Source organism: Hominenteromicrobium mulieris (assembly GCF_046197855.1).
Taxonomy (GTDB): Bacteria; Bacillota; Clostridia; order Oscillospirales; family Acutalibacteraceae; genus Hominenteromicrobium; species Hominenteromicrobium mulieris.
This window is the reverse complement of sequence record NZ_CP173188.1, coordinates 688,042-707,317: the sequence shown is the minus strand read 5'-3', so window position 1 is coordinate 707,317 and position 19,276 is coordinate 688,042. Positions and strand designations below refer to the sequence as shown.

The 19,276-nt window shown below is 53.3% G+C and carries 17 protein-coding genes and 3 tRNA genes; 5 read left to right on the top strand and 15 right to left on the bottom strand.

Annotated features, from left to right (window positions below):
* Window positions 1–310 precede the first annotated feature (310 nt).
* The gene (locus ACI0CA_RS03395) at window positions 311–1,906 is read left to right on the top strand and encodes an MGDG synthase family glycosyltransferase (protein ID WP_308449785.1); all 1,596 of its coding nucleotides are present in this window, start codon (window positions 311–313) and stop codon (window positions 1,904–1,906) included.
* Window positions 1,907–2,039: 133 nt separating this feature from the next.
* Window positions 2,040–2,639 carry a hypothetical protein gene (locus tag ACI0CA_RS03390; RefSeq protein ID WP_308449784.1) on the top strand — a complete coding sequence of 200 codons (600 nt, stop codon included), beginning with the start codon at window positions 2,040–2,042 and terminating at the stop codon, window positions 2,637–2,639.
* A gap of 63 nt (window positions 2,640–2,702) precedes the next feature.
* Here the strand turns inward: ACI0CA_RS03390 and ACI0CA_RS03385 are convergent, their stop codons facing one another.
* From ACI0CA_RS03385 to dinB, 3 genes are read right to left on the bottom strand one after another with little or no spacing between them, the layout of a single operon-like run.
* Window positions 2,703–3,461, bottom strand: coding sequence for a TIGR03915 family putative DNA repair protein (locus ACI0CA_RS03385; protein WP_308449783.1), 759 nt, complete (start codon window positions 3,459–3,461; stop codon window positions 2,703–2,705).
* Window positions 3,440–4,744 (bottom strand): putative DNA modification/repair radical SAM protein, encoded by a 1,305-nt coding sequence (locus ACI0CA_RS03380; RefSeq protein ID WP_446806971.1) that lies wholly within the window; start codon window positions 4,742–4,744, stop codon window positions 3,440–3,442. The genes ACI0CA_RS03385 and ACI0CA_RS03380 overlap by 22 nt, the downstream gene beginning before the upstream one ends.
* A 27-nt stretch (window positions 4,745–4,771) precedes the next feature.
* Window positions 4,772–6,052: a DNA polymerase IV gene (gene dinB / locus ACI0CA_RS03375; RefSeq protein ID WP_446807051.1), complete on the bottom strand. Its 1,281-nt coding sequence runs from the start codon at window positions 6,050–6,052 to the stop codon at window positions 4,772–4,774.
* Window positions 6,053–6,349: 297 nt separating this feature from the next.
* Between dinB and ACI0CA_RS03370 the strand changes: the two genes are divergently transcribed.
* The 3 genes from ACI0CA_RS03370 to ACI0CA_RS03360 all read left to right on the top strand — a co-directional run bounded on the left by ACI0CA_RS03370 (window position 6,350) and on the right by ACI0CA_RS03360 (window position 9,232).
* Window positions 6,350–6,748: a hypothetical protein gene (locus ACI0CA_RS03370; protein ID WP_308449781.1), complete on the top strand. Its 399-nt coding sequence runs from the start codon at window positions 6,350–6,352 to the stop codon at window positions 6,746–6,748.
* Between the two features lie 23 nt (window positions 6,749–6,771).
* Entirely contained in the window at window positions 6,772–7,737 is a 966-nt protein-coding gene (locus tag ACI0CA_RS03365) for a Gfo/Idh/MocA family protein (protein WP_308449780.1), read from the top strand.
* 133 nt (window positions 7,738–7,870) lie between these two features.
* Window positions 7,871–9,232, top strand: coding sequence for an AI-2E family transporter (locus ACI0CA_RS03360; RefSeq protein ID WP_446806556.1), 1,362 nt, complete (start codon window positions 7,871–7,873; stop codon window positions 9,230–9,232).
* Window positions 9,233–9,333: 101 nt separating this feature from the next.
* Here ACI0CA_RS03360 and ACI0CA_RS03355 read toward each other — a convergent pair whose 3' ends face one another.
* The 12 genes from ACI0CA_RS03355 to ACI0CA_RS03300 all read right to left on the bottom strand — a co-directional run bounded on the left by ACI0CA_RS03355 (window position 9,334) and on the right by ACI0CA_RS03300 (window position 19,244).
* Window positions 9,334–9,708 carry a RidA family protein gene (locus tag ACI0CA_RS03355; RefSeq protein WP_176820182.1) on the bottom strand — a complete coding sequence of 125 codons (375 nt, stop codon included), beginning with the start codon at window positions 9,706–9,708 and terminating at the stop codon, window positions 9,334–9,336.
* Window positions 9,709–9,793: 85 nt separating this feature from the next.
* Entirely contained in the window at window positions 9,794–10,303 is a 510-nt protein-coding gene (locus ACI0CA_RS03350; protein ID WP_446806557.1) for a hypothetical protein, read from the bottom strand.
* Window positions 10,304–10,342: 39 nt separating this feature from the next.
* Window positions 10,343–11,074: an ABC transporter ATP-binding protein gene (locus ACI0CA_RS03345; RefSeq protein ID WP_308449777.1), complete on the bottom strand. Its 732-nt coding sequence runs from the start codon at window positions 11,072–11,074 to the stop codon at window positions 10,343–10,345.
* 13 nt (window positions 11,075–11,087) lie between these two features.
* Entirely contained in the window at window positions 11,088–11,936 is an 849-nt protein-coding gene (locus ACI0CA_RS03340) for an ABC transporter permease (protein ID WP_395506697.1), read from the bottom strand.
* 145 nt (window positions 11,937–12,081) lie between these two features.
* Window positions 12,082–13,017, bottom strand: coding sequence for a diacylglycerol/lipid kinase family protein (locus ACI0CA_RS03335; protein WP_395506698.1), 936 nt, complete (start codon window positions 13,015–13,017; stop codon window positions 12,082–12,084).
* Between the two features lie 162 nt (window positions 13,018–13,179).
* Complete coding sequence (locus tag ACI0CA_RS03330; protein ID WP_417422629.1) at window positions 13,180–15,495, bottom strand: AMP-binding protein; 2,316 nt, start codon at window positions 15,493–15,495, stop codon at window positions 13,180–13,182.
* 633 nt (window positions 15,496–16,128) lie between these two features.
* Window positions 16,129–16,965 (bottom strand): Mrp/NBP35 family ATP-binding protein, encoded by an 837-nt coding sequence (locus ACI0CA_RS03325; protein ID WP_176820188.1) that lies wholly within the window; start codon window positions 16,963–16,965, stop codon window positions 16,129–16,131.
* 300 nt (window positions 16,966–17,265) lie between these two features.
* Window positions 17,266–18,132 (bottom strand): sugar phosphate isomerase/epimerase family protein, encoded by an 867-nt coding sequence (locus tag ACI0CA_RS03320; RefSeq protein WP_417076993.1) that lies wholly within the window; start codon window positions 18,130–18,132, stop codon window positions 17,266–17,268.
* Window positions 18,133–18,290: 158 nt separating this feature from the next.
* Entirely contained in the window at window positions 18,291–18,830 is a 540-nt protein-coding gene (rbr, locus tag ACI0CA_RS03315; RefSeq protein WP_308449774.1) for a rubrerythrin, read from the bottom strand.
* A gap of 146 nt (window positions 18,831–18,976) precedes the next feature.
* Window positions 18,977–19,052: transfer RNA gene (locus tag ACI0CA_RS03310), tRNA-Asn, on the bottom strand.
* A gap of 6 nt (window positions 19,053–19,058) precedes the next feature.
* A tRNA-Glu gene (locus tag ACI0CA_RS03305) sits at window positions 19,059–19,133 on the bottom strand.
* A 35-nt stretch (window positions 19,134–19,168) separates the two neighbouring features.
* Window positions 19,169–19,244: transfer RNA gene (locus tag ACI0CA_RS03300), tRNA-Lys, on the bottom strand.
* Window positions 19,245–19,276 lie beyond the last annotated feature (32 nt).

Here is a 19,276-nt window from a genome sequence, read left to right as displayed (position 1 = left end):
GAGAATATTATACCTGCCGCATCTTTTCTTGTAAAGACATACGTTTAAATATGTCTTAAAAGTTTTTGAACGCATATAGGTTCTCCGCTTACTTTAAGTATACCGCAAAGCCGCAAAAAAGTCTCCAGAAAAATGCAAATTTTCCGCAAATTTCACTCTTTTTTCGGATTTGATTTCTTAATTTCCGCGCAATATATGGAAATTCACAAAAAAATGTGATAAACTGGAGCAAAGGACAGGGAGTATCTGAAAATAAGTTTTGATTTTTCAGACACACCCGATGAAAAGGCTATTGAAAAGGAGCGGTATCATGCGCATTTTGATTCTCACCTGTGCCACCGGCGGCGGCCACCTGCGCGCGGCTGCGGCACTTGAAAAATACATACGCGAAACCACCACCCACGAAGTCATTCAAATGGACTTCTTAAAAAGCATCGGCAAGCTGCTCGACAAAACCATTTGCGACAGCTACCTCTTTATGGCAAAGAAGACCCCGTCTCTCTTCGGCCGCCTCTACAAAACGACAAATAAAGATAATCCCCTTGCGGATTTCGTCCCCCGCACAACGGAGCTTCTGGCGCTCCAGCTCTATCCGCGTTTAGCGGAGGTCGCGCCGGACGTCATCATCAGCGTGCACCCGTTCGCAACAGAGATGATCTCCGGTTTAAAGGAGCGCCGCCGCATCACCTGCCCGCTCATCTGCCTCATGACAGACTACGGCGTGCACAAGGCGTGGATTGCCCCGAATGTCGATGCCTACGTCGTTGCCTGCGACGACATGGTGAACGACCTGCGCCGTCTCGGCATTCCGAAAAAGCATATCTACCCCTACGGCATCCCGGTACACGACGTCTTCTTCGACAAGGAAGACCAGGCGAAACTCCTCACCGAAATGGACCTCGAGCCGGAAGTACCCACCGTGCTCTTCATGGCCGGCAGCATGGGCGTCTCCAACATTGCAGACCTCTACCGCGGCCTGTGCTCCTCCCCACTCGATTTACAGATCATCATCATCACGGGCAATAACAAAAAGCTCTATAAGCTCTTTGAAAGCGAAATTCCGAACTCGTCGAAAAAGACAAAGCTTGTCCAGTTCACAACGGAAGTAGAGCGCTTTATGCACGCGTCCGACCTTATCATCACAAAGCCGGGCGGCCTCACCGTCTCGGAAGCGCTCGCATGCAACCTGCCGCTCGCCGTGTTCGACGCCATTCCCGGTCAGGAGGAAGATAACGCCAACTTCCTGCAAACGCACGATATGGGCGTGCGCGTCACAAAGGAGAATTTCTCCGCTGTCGTGTCCTCGCTCATCGAGCATAAAGAGCGTCTGCGCCGCATGCGCGAAAGCTGCCGCACATTCGACAAATCCCGCGCGAACGAGAACATCGTCGCGCTCGCCGTAAGGCTCGCAAAGGAATTTGCCTCGTATAACCCGAACATCTCATTCTCCACGGATAAAGGCGTGTTCAACTTCCGCACCGCCGCCATCATCGTGCAGAACGGCAAGCTGCTCGTCACAAAAGACGACAGCGCAGAGCACTACTACCTCCCCGGCGGCCGCGTCACCATGCGTGAAAAGGCCGAGGACGCCCTCACGCGCGAGTTAAAAGAAGAGCTGGGTGTCACCGTCGCGCCGGAGCGCGCCGTGTGGATTGCCCAAAGCTTCTTCACCCCGACAGGCAAAAAGCAGCGTTACCACGAGCTTTGCACCTACTTCACCGTAGACGCTTCCGGCACCGATCTCATCACCCGCGGCGACCGTTTCGACAGCCCGAATGAACCGAGCGTCCACTTCGCGTGGTTCCCGTTTGAAGAGCTGCCGTATATTGATTTAAGACCGGCGTTTTTGAAAACCGAAGTTCAAAACCTGCCGGAGCATACGCAGTTTATTACGCTTGGAGATTGACGCACGTTCACCGCAGCCCGTCATTTCACCCAACAAACGCCCCCTCGTTTTTATCTTCTTTGACGATTGATTTTTTCTCCGCACTTTTCTATAATCAAGATAAAAAACATCGTCCTGAACAGGAGGTCATACCATGAAAAAGCGCTCGCTTTCTCATTTTGCGTACTATGCCGCAAACCGCGCATTCCCCGTTTTTCTGTTGCTCCTGCTTCTGCTCGGATTCACCGCCTGCTCGGCGGAAAAAGGCGCCAAAGCGCTCGATTATCCCGCTATGTTCGGCGAAACGAAAAACGAAGTACTTGCGGCGCTCGATGCGGAAAATCTCACCTACAAGGAAGACGACCTTTATGCCAACGCCTACGTTTTAGACCGGACCGAAACGCTCGAAAACCGTGATTTTTCGGTCTACCTGCTTTTCGATCTCAACACCGATACGCTTTACGGCTACCGCAGGATCCTATTCGTCGAAAACCCGACCGATGCGGACTGTAAGCTGCCCGAAAAGCTCCTCAGCACCCTCACCGCGCAGTACGGCGAGCCGACCACCTACCCCGGCCTTGAAAACCGCATCTCCACGCACCTCGACCGCCTGAGCACCGACGCCGTCGGCTTCGGCGAGGTCTACAACGAATACTGGTCGGTGTCTGAAAATTGCGACGCGTCACTCGGCGTCAGCTTTCTCCCCGACGGCCGCCTTTTTGTAGACATCGTCTGCCAAACCCCGCGAACGTAATTTTAGTAAAACTTCAAAAGGACAGCTTCCCCGGAAGCCGTCCTTTTTCATTCTCATTTTATCTCAAACTTTATCCCGCATCTCCGTCATACGGTTCCAGTAGCGCTTTGGCATGTGGGTGCGGCGGCACAGGTCGTTCCGTCTGCCCTCAATGCCCACGGTGTCGTAGAACGTGCGCCACATGGCGCGGAATTTCTCCTCCTCCGGCGATTCCGGCGGCAGCTCGATGTGCTCTGCCTGCAAAAATTCCGTCGCGCCGTCTTTATATAATAAAGCAAGCTTATGCGTGCGGTCGAAGATCATGAAATCTTCACCGGAAAAACGGTTGATAAAATGCGGCGCGATAACGGGTAAAACGCTGTTTTTCGGCTCAATCTGCGCGATAAGAACGTCGCCGTACTCCGCAAAGCGCAGAAAACCGAGGTACAAGTGCGCTTCCCGCTCAAGGAACTGCACCGCTTTCGTGATCTTATCGACGGCAGGCTCGGTCAGTCGCCCGCACACGCCGCGCCCGACCTTGTACCCCAACCGCATGAATTCCAGCATACGCAGTTCCTTTTCGGGCATACAGGTAAAAAACGCGCGCTCCAAAATATCCTGCGCCTCCATGCCCATTTTCTTCGGAATCGACACGCGCACACGCTCGGCACGGCGCAGGTCGGTCTCGATATACTTCGCGCCGAATAAACACGTCTGGTCGGCTTCATCAACGGGCAAAATCGCGGCAGGCGTTTCTTTTTCCGCAAAGCTCTCGAACACACAGGAAAGAAAGCCGTTATATGTGCCGTCGTAGTAATACATTACAGTTGTCCGGTCAGACATTTTACCGCGTCCTCCTTTGTGGGTTTGAATAATGAAAGCTGCTCGGGAATTTCGGGCTGTATGCCGCCTTGCGGCAGCCCGCGGTCGCGCAGAATGCCCGCTAAAACCGCCGGTTCGTCTGTGCGCAAACGGCACTGCATTTTGCCGTTGCAGGTGATAAAATACGAAGCACGCTTTAAGACGACACCGAGCTTTTTCAGCCCCTCGTGGTCGAGCTTTGCTTGCCGTCTGGCGCGGATGATGCGCTTTGCACTCACCACGCCGATGCCCGGCACGCGCAATAATTTCTCATACGGCGCGCGGTTCACCTCCACGGGGAATTCCTCCGGGTGGCGCACCGCCCAACTGCACTTCGGGTCTAACATAGGGTCGAGGTCGGGCGTTTTTTCGCTCAATAATTCGTCCGCCGTGAAGCCGTAAAACCGCAAAAGCCAATCGGCCTGATAGAGCCTGTGCTCGCGCAGAAGCGGCGGCGCGGTGTCGAGCGCGGGCAGATTTCTGTCCTGCACGACCGGTATATACGCAGAGTAAAACACGCGTTTTAAAAAATACTTGTGGTAAAGTCCTTCGCTCAGCTGCAAAATACGTCGGTCGTTTTCCGGCGTTGCGCCGATGATCATTTGCGTTGACTGCCCACCCGGTACGAAGCGCGGCGCATTTTTATACCGTATGAGATCGTGCGCGTTTTCCTTGATGCCGTCGCGAATGCGCGACATAGGCAGCAGGATGTTTTCCTTCGATTTCTGTGGCGCAAGGCGCTTTAGACTGTCGTTTGACGGCAGCTCGATATTGACGCTCATGCGGTCGGCAAGCAGGCCGAGCTGCTGCAAAAGTGTCTCGTCCGCGCCGGGAATGGCTTTGACGTGAATGTAACCGTTGAAGTGATACTCATTACGCAGAATATGCAATGTTTCGAGCATTCTTTCGCAGGTGATGTCCGGCGAGCCGAACACGGCGGAGCTTAAAAACAGCCCTTCAATATAATTGCGACGGTAAAAGCTGATGGTCAGATCCGCCAGCTCCTGCGGGCGGAACGTCGCGCGGGGCGTGTCGTTTGAGCGGCGGTTGAGGCAATACGTGCAGTCATAAGCACATATGTTCGTCATTAGTACCTTTAAAAGGGAGATGCACCGGCCGTCACTTGCAAAGCTGTGGCAGATGCCGCACGCGGCGGCAGAGCCGAGCTGCCCCTTTACGCCTGCGCGGTTTACGCCGCTTGAGGTGCACGCCGCGTCATATTTTGCGGCATCCGTTAAAATGCGCAGCTTTTCCATGGTGTCCATTTGTGTGTTCATGCTGTTCTCCCTATCTTAAAGCGCGACGCCCTTGAACGGGTTTTCGACGTGTGTGCGGCGGTTTTCCGCGGCGGACTGAAAGAGGTCTTTGTGCATCACCTTGATGCCGCGATCAATGATGTCGCCGCCGTATTTGCAGCGCAGAAAATCGACCGTCGTTTCGAGCTTTTGGGCCTTTTGTCCGCGCGCGGCATCTTCAAACAGCGAGCACTGCGACATGCCGAGCGGCACGAGCGACGACACGCGCACGCCGATGCTGCGGATGGATTCGCCCGTGTGGTGGGCGCGGAAAAGGCCGTAGGCGGCGTCGAAAATGCTTTTGGAATCCGCCACGGCGGTGTCCAGCATCTTTTGGCGCTGGTAGGTCTCGAGGTTATATTTGCGCACGGAAAGCTGCACGTTGTAGCCGCAAAGGCCCTTTTCGCGCAATCTTTGTGCGACGCTTTCGGAGAGCATGTAGAGCTCTGCGCGAATTTCGCCGTCGTCTTTTAGGTCGTGCACGGCGGTGGTGCTGTTGCCGATGCTTTTGACCTCCTCGTGCTCGTTCACACGGCGCACGGGCGACCTGTCTTCACCGTTTGCGTACATACTTAATTGCTCGCCCGCCTTGCCGAATAGCCTTTTTAACAGCTTTCGGTCGGCCTTTGCGGCGTCGCCGATGGTGTAGATGCCATATTTTCTGAGCGCTTCCTGCGTCGATTTGCCGACGAACAGCAGGTCTGCCGCCGGAAGCGGCCACACGAGCTCTTTAAAATTCTCGCGCGTGAACTCCGTTACGGCATCCGGCTTTTTATAGTCGCTGCCGAGCTTTGCGAAAATTTTGTTGAACGACACGCCGATTGACACCGTGAGCCCGAGCTCATCTTTGACGCGCGCGCGAATTTCCTCCGCAATCTCGCGGCCGCTGCCGAACAAGCGGCGGCTGCCGGTCACGTCGAGCCAGCACTCGTCTAAGCCGAAGCTTTCCACCATGTCGGTGTACTGCATGTAGATCTCCTTTGCAAGGCGCGAATACTTTGCGTAGCGCTCAAAATGCGGCGGGACGAACTTGATGCCGGGGCATTTGCGCTCCGCTTCCCACAGGGCTTCCGCCGTTTTGACGCCTTTGGCCTTCGCGAGCATATTTTTCGCGAGGACGATACCGTGGCGACGTTCTTTATCGCCGCCGACCGCCATGGGAATATCTTTCAGCGACGGGTCATAAAGCGTCTCCACAGAGGCATAAAAGTTATTCATATCGATGTGCAGAATGACCCGATCCACGGCTTTTGTCTCCTTTCGGCGCGTTGCGAACATGCGTTCTCTACGCTCTTATTATAGAACATGCGTTCTGATTTGTCAAGCGGTAAATACCGGAAAAAGCGCGTTTTGAAAAAGATGTCCGCTTGTGTCCTGTGATGTTCTGCTTCTGAAACCGCAGAGATTTATGCACAATTTGTTACCTTAGTGTTACCCTAAGAACAAAGTGTAAACTTAGTGTGAAAGAAGTCTCGGTTTTCTTGAAAAAAAGTTTTTCGCGCATTATACTTTTAACTGTAAAATTTTATTTTTAACCTTATCTCTATACCCTCATTTCTAAGGAAGTGTTTTTATTTGTTTCTTGAAAAATTGAGAAGATTTATGTACGGCCGGTACGGCACGGACGAACTGAACCTTGTTTTGATGATCCTCGGTATCATCGTGATGTTCCTTTCGCGCATTTTCTGGTTCTGGCCGCTCGCAATTATTTCTTACGCACTTTACATCTATGCGCTGTTCCGTATGTTCTCGCGCAACATCCCCGCGCGGCAAAAAGAATATTATTCTTTCTTAAAGGTATGGACACCGGTGCAAAAATGGTTTAGAATTAAGAAAACGGCTTTTCGCGAGCGCAAGCAATACAAGTACTTCCGCTGTCCGGGCTGTCGCCAGCAGCTGCGCGCACCGCGCGGACGCGGTAAAATTCTTGTCACCTGCCAGCGCTGCCATAAGCAGTTTAAACAAAAGACCTGATTAGGGCAAGGAGTTTGAAAACTATGAAAGTTGCAATTTTAGGCACCTGGCACGTCCACACCAAAGAGTACACCACGGGTGTACTGAACAACCCGAACGCGGAAGTCGCTGTAGTTTGGGACAACGACGCAGAGCGCGGCAAGAAGTTCGCCGATGAAATGAACCTGCCGTTCAACGCAAACCTTGACGCTGTACTCGGCGACGAGAGCATTGACAGCGTGGTCATCTGCACTGCGACCTGCGACCACCCGGAGATCATGATGAAGGTGACGGCGGCGAAGAAGAACATCTTCACCGAGAAGGTGCTCACCATCGACCCCAAGGACGCAGAGAAGGTCGCCGAGGCTGTGAAGGCTTCCGGCAAGGTATTTACGATCTCTTACCCGCACCGCACGTTCCCGACGCTGCGCGCGGTAAAAGCTTTGATGGACAGCGGCAAGTTGGGCCGTGTGACCTACGCACGCGTGCGCAACGTACACAACGGCAGCTCCGCAAACTGGCTTCCCCCGCATTTCTACGATAAAGCACAGTGCGGCGGCGGCGCAATGATAGACCTTGGCTCACACCCGATGTACACGCTTTACTGGCTGCTGGGAGAGCCGAAATCCATTACCTCCACGTTCACGCAGGTGACGAACCGCGGCGTTGAGGATAATGCGGTTTCCGTCATCGAGTTTGCAGACGGCAAGATCGGCGTTTCCGAGACCGGCTTTGTCTCCGAGTGCAACCCGTACACGCTGGAAGTGAGCGGCACGGACGGCGCTGTGATGGTACACGGCGACAGCGTACAGTGGGGTGGCAAGGCGACCGAAGGCAAGTGGGTAGACCTTGAGCTGCCGGAAAAGGAGCCGCTGCCGATCGACCAGTGGATCGATGCTGTTGTAAACGGCAAGCCGTCTCCGTTCACGATTGACGAGGCTGTGATGCTGACCCGTTTGATGGACGGTGCTTACAAGGCATTTGAGACTGGCGCAAAGGCGACGTTCTGATTTTAATTCTTATTTTAATTCTTAAATAAAAAACTCTGAGCACCCGCCGCGCGCATTTCCGTGTGCGGCGGGTCATTTTTAGGGCGAAGCCTGCGGTATCGCCTTAACGTGTATTGGAAACCGGAGGGTCATTGTGGAAAAAGAAAACCATTCTGCAGAAAAGAAACCGATGCGGGAATACACCCCGTGGGACTATGTAAAGCCCGGCATTGCCATTGCCGCCTTTGCGGTGGGGCTGATTTTCGTACTGTTCAAGTTCGATGCGGTCTCGAAGGTGGGCGGCGTGCTCTTTAACGCGGTGAGCTCGTTTATTCTGGGCCTTTTTATCGCGTACATTTTAAATGTGTTTTTGAATCTGTTTGAGAACACGGTGTTCGGAAGGCTCACACGCAGTGACAACAAGGTGTGGAAAAAGCTGAAGCGCCCGGTATGCGTGGCGCTTTCCTATGCGGTGATCGTGCTCATCCTCCTCGCCATCACGCTGTATGTCGTGCCGGAGATTTTCAAGTCTTTAGAACTCATCGGCGAGACGGCACGCGTGAATATTCCGGTGTATGCAGACCAGATTGCCAAATGGGCAGACGAGCTTTCCAAGCAGTTTGACCTCGATTTTTCCACGACGGTGGATTCGTTGAATAACTTCAACTGGTCTTCGATTTTATCGGGCGCAACGGAGTTTACGACGAACTTTTTCAGCTCGCTTGTAAACGTGACCGTGAATGTGGCGAGCGGCATTTTCACGTTTGTGCTCTCCGTTATCTTCTCCGCGTACTTCCTGACGAGCAAGGAGAGCCTGCTGCTTTCCTTAAAGCGTGTCTCCTATTCCCTGCTGCCGAAAAAGGTGGTGGCAACGCTGGCAGACATTGCGGTAACCTCGAACAACGTGTTTTCTTCCTTTGTGCGCGGCCAGCTGACGGAGTGTGTCATTTTAGGCTGCCTGTGCTTCATCTGCATGTCGCTTATCGGGTTTGACTACGCGCTGCTCATCTCGTGCATTGTGACGATCACTGCGTTAATACCGATTCTCGGCGCGTACATCGGCTGCGGCATCGGCGCGTTTTTGCTGCTGATCGTAAACCCCATGGATGCTGTATGGTTCGTCATCTTCTTCATCTGCCTTCAGCAGTTTGAGGGCAACCTCATTTACCCGAAGGTCGTGGGCTCGACCATTGGTCTGCCGGGCGTGTGGGTGATGACCGCCGTGACGATCTTCAGCAATTTGTTCGGCATTTTGGGCATTATTCTCGGCACACCGATTGCAGCGGTTCTATACACGGTGATGCGCCGCGTGACAACGAACCGCCTTGCGGCGCGCGGGCTTTCAAACGCTGATTTAGAACCGGGCAAATACCCATATCTGGAAAGCTCTCACTACGCGGCGGGGTATTCTAAGGGCCGCCCGCTGTGCGCCCCCGTTTTGGAACGCGCGGCAAAGAAAAAGGAACAGGGTAAAAAGCCGCTGTTCCCGAAGTTTAAAACGAGCAAGAAAAAGTGATTTTTCGGCGCCGTACGGGAACCCGTACGGCGCTTTTTATATGCCAAAAGGCATACGGCAAAGCGTTTTTCGCTTACCGTATGCCTTTTGTTTTGCGGAAATTAAAGCGCTGCGATGACTTCCACTTCGACGAGGACGTTCTTCGGCAGGGTCTTGACGGCAACGCAGGAGCGTGCCGGCTTTTCGGTGAAATACTTGCCGTAGACGGCGTTGAACGCGGCGAAATCGCCCATATCGGCGAGGAAGCAGGTGGTCTTCACGGCGTTTTCAAACGTGGTACCGGCTTCTTCGAGGACGGCGGCGAGGTTCTTCATGACCTGCTCTGCCTGCTCGGTGATGTCTGCACCGTGGATGTCGCCCGTTGCGGGGTCGATCGGAATCTGACCGGAGGTGAAGAGCATATTGCCGCAAACGATGGCCTGCGAATACGGGCCGATGGCTGCGGGGGCTTTCTTTGTATCGATTTTCTTCAGCATGATATAACTTCCTTTCGTCACACGGCATCACGCCGCGTTTATATTCATCATAGCGATTTTTGGCGTTTTCGTCAAGTTTTGCTTTTTACTCGGCGAGGGCGTAGAATGCTTCGCTGTATTTTTCGGAATCGTCCGCCATGATGAGCAGGACAAGGTCGCCGACGCTTTCCACGCGCACGTCGTTCGGGTTGACATCCACGCAGATCCACTTGGCGGGGTTCGCGCTGCGGCGGATCTCCGCTTTCAGCTCGTCGATGTCGGTACCGTCCTTGACACGCATGAGGCAAACGGAAAACGCGATGGCGTTGATGAGCGGCTCGCTCGCGACGGCTTCTTCAAAATCGAGGTTTTCGACGCCGAAGTAATACGCAGACTGGTCTTTCGGAATCTCGACCGTGCCGATGCTGTTTTTGAGAAAATCGCGCTGCTCGTCATCGACATCTACGGTGTCATACAGGCGGTCTATAATCTCCGGCAGCGTGCCCGAGATGGTTTTGCCGCTGTCTGTTGTGCTGTTTCCGCTGCCGCAGGCGGCGCAGGCGAAAAGCAGTGTGAGCGCGAGCAAGAGCGCCGTAAGCTTTTTGGGTTTTCTCATGGTAAATTTCCTTTCCGGTTTCAAAATCGAAGGGGTAGTTTAGTATTTTGTGGCGTAGTAGTCGATGGCTTCATCGATGGTGCCGTCAAACACGATCTTTCCGTTTTTCATCACGATACCGCGGGTGCAGAACGCTTTGGCAATCTCCGGCGAATGGGTGACGAACAGAAGCGTGATGTCGCCCTGCATGATCTCCTTCACCTTTTTGGTGCACTTATCGCGGAACGCGCGGTCGCCGACGGACAGCGCCTCATCGACGATGAGGATTTCCGGGTTGATGTTGACGCAGATGGAAAAACCGAGGCGCGCTTTCATACCGCTGGAATACGTGCGCACAGGCTGGTCAATGTATTCTTCGAGCTCTGCAAAATCAATGATGGCAGGCTCGAGCTTTGCGATGTCTTCATCGTTAAGGCCCAAAATGCGGCCCTTGAGGTAAATGTTTTCGCGGCCGGTAAATTCCTGGTCAAAGCCGCTTGTGAGCTCCAGAAGCGCGCTGACGATGCCGTTGACGTAAATTTCGCCGCTTGTGGGGAACGTGACGCCGGTGATCATTTTAAGCATGGTGGATTTGCCCGCGCCGTTGCGTCCTAAAATGGCGACGGCTTCGCCGCGCTCGACGGTGAGGTTCATATCGACGACGGCGTGCTTTGTTTTGTGCGGCACGCTTTTGAAAAACAGCCCCAAAAGGCGACGGCGGCTGCTTGTATACAGTCTGTACGTTTTGCAGACATTTTTAAAACGGATGGCAATGCTATTTTGTTCGCTCATGCTTTTGCCCTCCTTACAGTACATCCGCCATTTCGCTGCGGGTGCGGCGGTAGCTCCAGATGCCGAGTGCGTAAATGACGACGAGCCAGACGGCGAAATACAAAAGGCGCTTCGGCTGGTCAAAGAACCACGTGTGGTAAATGAAGCAGTTGCGGTAGCCGTTGCACAGGAACGTGACGGGATTCAGCATCAAAAGCTTATGCGCGAGGCCCTTGTGCATGGTATCGACCTGGAAAAGCACGCCGGAAAGCCAGAACACCGCTGTGACGAACGATTTGACGAGGTTTGAGAAATCGGTGCTGATGGCGGCGATGGGCGCGGCAAACATAGCCCAGCCGGTGAAGAACAGGAAATTGCACAGCATGTAAAACGGCAGTTGCACAAGGTAGATGGTCAATTCGTTGCCGGTGATAACGAAGATGAGGATGGTGATCATCATCAAGATGAGGTGCACAGAAAATTTGGAGATGCTGGTAAACGTCGGAATGGTGGAGACCGGGTATTTCATCTTGGTAACAAGATAGCGGTTTCGCAAAATACACTCGGTGCCAAGCGTGAGCATTTCGCTCATATAAAACCACGGCACGATGCCGCTGATGAGCCACAGCACGAACGGGTAGCCCTCGATATCGCCGCCGCGGCGCAGGCCGACGGCAAATGCGAACCAGTAAACGAAAATCGTGACAAGCGGCTTGATGATGGCCCAAGACCAACCGAGTGCGGACGCACGGTATGTGCGGCGCAGGTCGGAGCCCGCAAGCTTAAAGATCTGTTTTCGGTAATCGATGTGATCCCGAACGATGGTGACGATGGTTTCACCCACCGAAGGTCTGGTGGATTTGATTTCAAAAGATGAGGCCATACAGGCCGCACCTCCTTTCCCGCGCAGCGCGCGTACCTAAAAAGGCATTCCGAAAATATGGTGGATAGGATAGGCTTACTGCCCGGCCTTCTTCCAGTCCGCAGGCAGTATCGCTTTTGCTATTATACACGTTTTGCAGGAAAAATCAACCGTTTTCGACACGCGGCGCGGCGATGCACACGGCATCCTTGACACAGCGGATGACGGTATCGATGCCGCCTGCGGCGTATTCGCCGTCGATTGACCAATCAAAGCCCACTGCGGCATGCAGGCGGAACGTACTCGCGGAAGCGAAATCGATGTGCTTGTCCGAAAAATCGTTGTTTTTGAGCGCCAGAATGAGGCGGTGCAGATCAGGGAGCGTTTCCGGCTTGCGAATGAGAAGCATCTCAAGCTTGCCGTCGTTCATATCGACGCTGTTTTCATCGTATTTCAACATGCCGCCGATGGAAAGCGAGTTGCTGAACGCGCCGAAAATGTACGTGCCCTCGAAAAATTTGCCGTCTGCCGTGACGGTGAGGGGCGTGGCGTCGAGCGCGTGGAGGTCCTTCATGCCCTCTAAGACATACGCGAAGTGGCCCAAAAGGCGCTTCATGGTGCGCGGCGTGGCGTAGGAGCACTTTGTAAATAAGCCGAACGACGCGACATAGGAAAAATAGCCGTCGCCGAATTTGCCGGCATCAATGAGGCGGTCTTCTGTTTCCGTAAAGCTCTTATAAGGATCTAAAAGATGTTTTTGAATGCCGAGCGTCTGGGCAAAATCGTTTGTGGTACCGGCGGGCAGATATGTGATGGGCGTGCGCAGTGCGCGGTGCAGCATGCCGTTTAAGACGGCGTTTAATGTGCCGTCGCCGCCGAGCACGACGACGCGGGCATAGTCGTTTTCTGCGAGCTTTGCGGTGTAGCCGCTTCCGTTTTCCGTTTCGGTCGTTTCAAAGCGGTCAACGGCGGCGCCGTTTTCCTTCAGCCATGCTTCAAGCTTATCGGCGGTATGCTCGCCGCCGATGCGGCCGGAAACGGGGTTGACGATCATTAAAATGTGCGCGCCGCGTACCGGCTCGTATTCCAAATTTTTATCCATTTCTCTCACCCTTTACGCACAAATTTATTCATAAACATTATACGCAAATACGGGAGAAAAACGGTGAACAAAATTTGAATTTAGAACACACAAACATAGAAAAAACGCCGCCATACGGGAAAAAGCCATACAGCGGCGCTTATGTGTCTATTCGGTTTAAAATCAGCCCTTGAGCTCTACGCGGCGGATTTTACCGCTGATGGTCTTCGGCAGCTCATCGCGGAACTCAACGATACGCGGGTATTTGTACGGTGCGGTGTTCGTCTTGACGTAGGTCTGAATCTCTTTTTTCAGCGCTTCTGTGCCCTGCGTGCCCTTTGTGAGCACGATGGACGCCTTGACGACCTGCCCGCGAATGGGGTCCGGAGCGCTGGTGACGGCACATTCGAGCACATACGGCAGTTCCATGATGACGGATTCGATCTCGAACGGCCCGATGCGGTAACCGGACGACTTGATGACATCGTCTGTTCTGCCGACATAGAAGAAGTAGCCGTCTTCATCGCGCCATGCGGTGTCGCCGGTGTGATATACGCCGCCGCTCCACGCTTCGCGGGTCTTCTCTTCGTCGCGGTAATAGCCCATGAAGAGGCCGCAGGGCGTGTGCTTATCGGTACGGATGACAATTTCGCCCGTTTCGCCGACCGGCGCAGGCGTGCCGTCCGGCAGGATGAGGTCGACATCGTAAAGCGGGCTCGGGATGCCCATGGAGCCGCTTTTCGGCACGGAGCCGACCGGGTTGTAAATGGAAAGCGTGGTCTCCGTCTGGCCGAAGCCCTCATAAATGGAAAAGCCGGTGGCGCGCTTCCATTGCTCGTAGACTTCGGGGTTCAGGGCTTCGCCTGCCGTGGTGCTGTACTCGATGGAGGAAAGGTCATATTTGGAGAGGTCTTCCTTGATGAAGAAACGGTACATGGTGGGCGGCGCGCAGAACGTGGTAATGTTGTACTGCTTGAACATGGGCAGGATGTCGTGTGCATTGAACTTATCAAAATCATAAGTGAAAATGGGCGCTTCGCACATCCACTGGCCATAGAGCTTGCCCCACAGCGCCTTGCCCCAGCCGGTATCCGAAATGGTGAAGTGCAGGCCCTCCGGGTTGACGTTGTGCCAGTACTTGGCGGTGATGTAGTGTCCGAGTGCGTATTTATAGTTGTGTTCTGCGATCTTCGGGTAGCCCGTGGTGCCGGAGGTGAAGAACATGAGCATGGGATCACTGCCGCAGGCGGTGTCCTCTGTACGCTCAAACACGTCGCTCTGCTTTTCAACCTCGGCGTCGAAATCGAGCCAACCCTCGCGTGCGCCGTTTGCCATCATCAAAAATTCAACGGTGCCGCAGCTTTCGGCGGCGCGCAAAGCTTCATCTGCGACCTGACCGTCCGGCGTGCAGACGAGCGCGCGCACGCCTGCGGCCTTGAAGCGGTAATCGAGGTCGTGCTCCATTAAAAGGTTCGTTGCCGGGATGACGACGGCGCCGAGCTTATGCAGCGCCAAAATGGCGAACCAGAACTGGTAGTGGCGCTTTAAGATGAGCATGACTCTATCGCCGCGCTTAATGCCGAGGGACTTGAAGTAGTTTGCCGTCTTATTCGACATGCGCTTCATATCCTTAAACGTGAAGCGCTTTTCCTCGTGGTGCTTGGAGACCCAGAGCATCGCAAGCTTATCCGGCTCTTTTTCCGCCATTTTATCGACGATGTCGAACGCGAAGTTAAACTTTTCCTCGTTCATGAAATCGATGGATTTTAAGATGCCGTTTTCGTCAAGCTCGGTATGCACGAACGGGCTTGCGACCGTTTCGCGGTCGGCACGGTCCTGTTTGGCCTTGATGAGCGCCTCGAACGTGTCCTTTTCGGGCTTTTTCTCCTTCTGCGGGCGCATGACGACGGCGTAGAGGGTACATTCCTCGCCGCCGACGGCGATCATACCGTGGGGCGTGCCGCTGTTGTAGTAAATGGAATCACCCTCGCCGAGTTCTTCGATGTGCGAGCCGATCTGCACGCGCATTTTGCCCTTGATGACGATGTCCATTTCCTGCCCCTGATGGGTGGAAAGCTTGATCGCAACCTTCTGCTCCGCCTCGTTATACGGCATGGTGACAAAAAAGGGCTCTGCCGTTTTGCCCTTAAAGAGCGGGGCAAGATTTAAATACTTAAAGCCCTGACGGCGCGTAATGGGCAGGCCCTCGCCGCGGCGGGTGACGGTATATGTGGAAAGACGCGGGCTTGTGCCCTTGATGAGGTCGGTGGGGTCGATACCGAAGCGCTCTGCACATTTAAAAATAAACGTGAAGCTGAAATCATGCTCGCCGCTTTCAAAGCCGCGGTATTCCTCCAGCGTGACGCCGGTGCGCTGCGCCATTTCTTCTTCGGAAAGGCCGATGATCTCGCGCATGGTGCGAATGCGCTCCGCCACCTCTGCGAGCTGTGCTTTCAGGTCTGTTTTTTCCGTTACGGGGGTTTGTGCTTCGTTTGCCAATTTCTTCATTCCTTTCGTTTTGGTATGGCTATATCGATAGTTTTGGCGTTTTTCATGCAAAAAACTCCGTCTCAAATCGCTTTGAGACGGAGTTAATCCGCGGTACCACTCAAATTGCCTGAAAAGGCCACTCACGGGCTCCCATGAAGCCCTATGCACTGACGCAGCATGGCGCGGAAAGCCTTACTCGGGTTCACTTTGGGGCTTTCAGCTCGGAAGGGATTGTGACAGGGCTTTTCGTATCGGCTTACACCCGCCGCCGACTCTCTGAAACGGGAAAGCCCGCACTGTCTTCGTCATCGCTTTTATATTTTCTCTGTATTATATGAGGTATATCTGAAAAGACAAAACTTGTTTTTAGATATATTCTTATCTTATCTGGTTTTCATTTCAATGTCAATTGTTTTTTCAAAAATTTCAAAAAGCTTCACACTTTTGCGGTCTCACGCATTTCACGCATAACTTACTCCCTCAAAACGTGAAATAAATAATAAAAACCGGATAAATACAGGCATTGCAGCCCGCATTTTATCCGGCTTTCTGTTTCGTGTGAACGGGTCGCCCTCCGATAAACATTTAACAGTTTATCTTTGAACTACCTTATTTTAATAAAATCAAAATGTCAATGACACTTTACGCGCGATGTGCGGCTTCTACGGCGTCAGCGGCGTTATCGAGAAGGCCGTCACCCATGAGCTCGATGGCACCGCGATCGCACAGGGAGGCGATCTGCGGGTCAAGCGGGAGCTTATCGAGCACCTTGAGGTCGTACTTTGCCGCGACCTCGTCGATGTGGCTTTCGCCGTAAACCTTGAACGGCTCACCGCAGCACGGGCACTTGACATAGCTGTAATTTTCGATGAGACCGAGCACGGGCACGTTCATCATTTTCGCCATTTCGACCGCTTTGGAGACGATCATGGAGACGAGCTCCTGCGGAGAGGTAACAATGATGATGCCGTCGAGCGGGATGGACTGGAACACCGTGAGCGGTGCGTCGCCGGTTCCGGGGGGCAGGTCGACAAACATGTAATCGACTTCATTCCAGATGACGTCGCTCCAGAACTGCTTGATGACACCGGCGATGACCGGGCCGCGCCAGACGACCGGGGAGGTCTCATCCGGCAGAAGCTCGTTGATGCTCATGGTCTCGATGCCGGTCTTTGTGTTGACCGGGAACAGGCCGTCATCGCTGCCCATGGCCTTTTCGTGGATGCCGAAGCACTTCGGGATAGACGGACCGGTGATGTCGGCGTCGAGAATGGCGGTTTTAAAGCCGCGGCGCTGCATGGTAACAGCCAGCATAGAGGTGACAAGGCTTTTGCCTACGCCGCCTTTGCCGCTGACAACGCCGATGACCTTTTTGACATTGCTCATCTTATTCATGGGCGCAAGAAAGCTTTCCGGATTCTGACGGGAAGGACATTCCTCGCCGCAGCTGGAGCAGTCGTGCGTACAATTTTCGCTCATTGCTGATACTTCCTCTCAAAAATAATGTCTTTTTTCGTTTGTGCGGTAAGCTATTCCGCCGCATCAAACAGGATATTTCGGTCTTTTTATTCTACCCTGTTCTTCCGCTTTTGTCAAGATTTTGACAAGCTATGGAACTGCACAGTTAAGCTATTCGTGTGTATCGTTCGCAACGGTGGGCGTTAAAACAACAGAAGAAACGCGAGCGCCAAAATGCCGCAGGAAATAAAGATGGTTTTTCGGAATGAAAAATTTTCCCGTACCTCGGTTTTTGACTTCAAGATACGGGAAATTTTAATTTCAGGCTTCGTCAAATAATTTTTCAAAGCGAACGGCGGCGGTGTGCAGGTCTTTCATGCCCTCAAACACGTTTTCCGCGTTGAACTTTTCTTTGAGGTAATGATCGGCCTCCAGCGTGAACCAGCCTTTGTAACCGATCTCTTTGAGCGCGGCGGCGATGGGCGCGAAATCAATGGACATGGAGAACGGGATCTGGTGGGAATCGTGCCAACGGTCGTTATCGTGAATGTGAAGCGCCTGCAGGCGGTGGCCCAGCGCACGGATCATGTTCGCCGCGCCTGAGCCGGAGCCGCGCATTTCCGCGTGGCCGATGTCGAGGCATGCGACGAGATACGGGTCATTTACGGCGTCGATGTGCTCGATGAAGCTCTCTGAGGTGGCGCATGCCGCAAAGCAGGACTCGTTTTTCGCATCATCCCAGTTCCACATGTTTTCCGTGGCGATCTTCACGCCGCAGTCCTTCGCAAACGGCAACAGTTCAAGGTACATTTCGGCATTTTCTGCGGCGGATTTGTCGTTATCCGGGTGAATGATGCAGATCTTGCCGCCGGCTTCTGCCGTGCATTCAATCGCGCGCTTGAAATACGAGCGAATCTCCGGGCAGGATGTCGGGAACGGCGCGTGCGACTGGTTGCAGGTGATGCCGTTATCGAGGCCGATCTGCTTCAGCTTGCGCGCAAACGCGAGATAATTTTCCCCGGCAAGCGGATGTGTTGTGGGGCGGACTGCGCCGAGTCGCCAATCGTAATCGCACATGGCAAACATGGAAAAATCCCAGGCGTCAAACCCGGCTTTTGCGACGTATTCCACGGCTTTTTCTTCGCCGACCAGAACGGACGCGGTTTCGATCTGTGTGGATGTTCTCATGAAAACTCCTCCCTTTTACCGCCATTATAGAGCCGAAAAAGGGGCTTGTCAAGCCAGTCTTTCGGCGTTTGGTTTGTGGAAAAAGCCGAAAGCACTGTACAAAGCGACACAAAAACGACCGCCCGATTTAGAACCGAGCAGCCGTTCATAGAGTTTGCTTAATAATTTTCCGCGTGGACCTCAAAATAGCTCTGCGGATGGTTGCAGACCGGACATACCTCCGGCGCTTTGACGCCGACGCAGATATGACCGCAGTTGCGGCACTCCCACACTTTTACCTCGCTCTTTTCAAAAACATGTGCAGTCTCTAAATTTTTGAGCAGCGCACGGTAGCGCTCTTCGTGGTGCTTTTCGATCTCGCCGACCATTCTGAATTTTGCGGCAAGCTCCGGGAAACCTTCCTCTTCGGCGGTTTTTGCAAAACCCTCATACATATCGGTCCACTCGTAGTTTTCGCCGTCCGCAGCGGCCCCGAGATTTGCTTTTGTATCGCCGATGCCCATGAGCTCCTTGAACCACATTTTTGCGTGTTCTTTTTCGTTATCGGCTGTCTTCAGGAAGAGTGCAGCTATCTGCTCGTAGCCCTCTTTTTTCGCGACAGATGCGAAATAGGTGTACTTATTTCTCGCCTGCGACTCGCCGGAGAAGGCCTCTTGCAGATTTTTCTCGGTTTTGGTGCCTGTATACTTGTTTGCCATAGAAATACCTCCCATGTCCATTAAAATCAACTTCGCCCTAAGGCGACCTTACATTCTTAAGTATTGCTCATTTTTCGAAAAAAACAAATGATTTTGAACCATATAAAAAATAAAAAGCACTCAGCAATACGCTAAGTGCTTTTATCTGGCTCCCCCTGTTGGACTCGAACCAACGACCCTGCGGTTAACAGCCGCATGCTCTACCAACTGAGCTAAGGAGGAATATTTTGGTGACCCGTGCGGGAATCGAACCCACGTTAACGGCGTGAGAGGCCGCTGTCTTAACCGCTTGACCAACGGGCCACAAAAACCAAGAGTTGTGGCTCTTGGTCAGCTTCTGGTGCACCATCAGGGACTCGAACCCGGGACACCCTGATTAAGAGTCAGGTGCTCTACCAACTGAGCTAATGGTGCATATACCCTGAAAACTGAATAAAGGGAGAAGC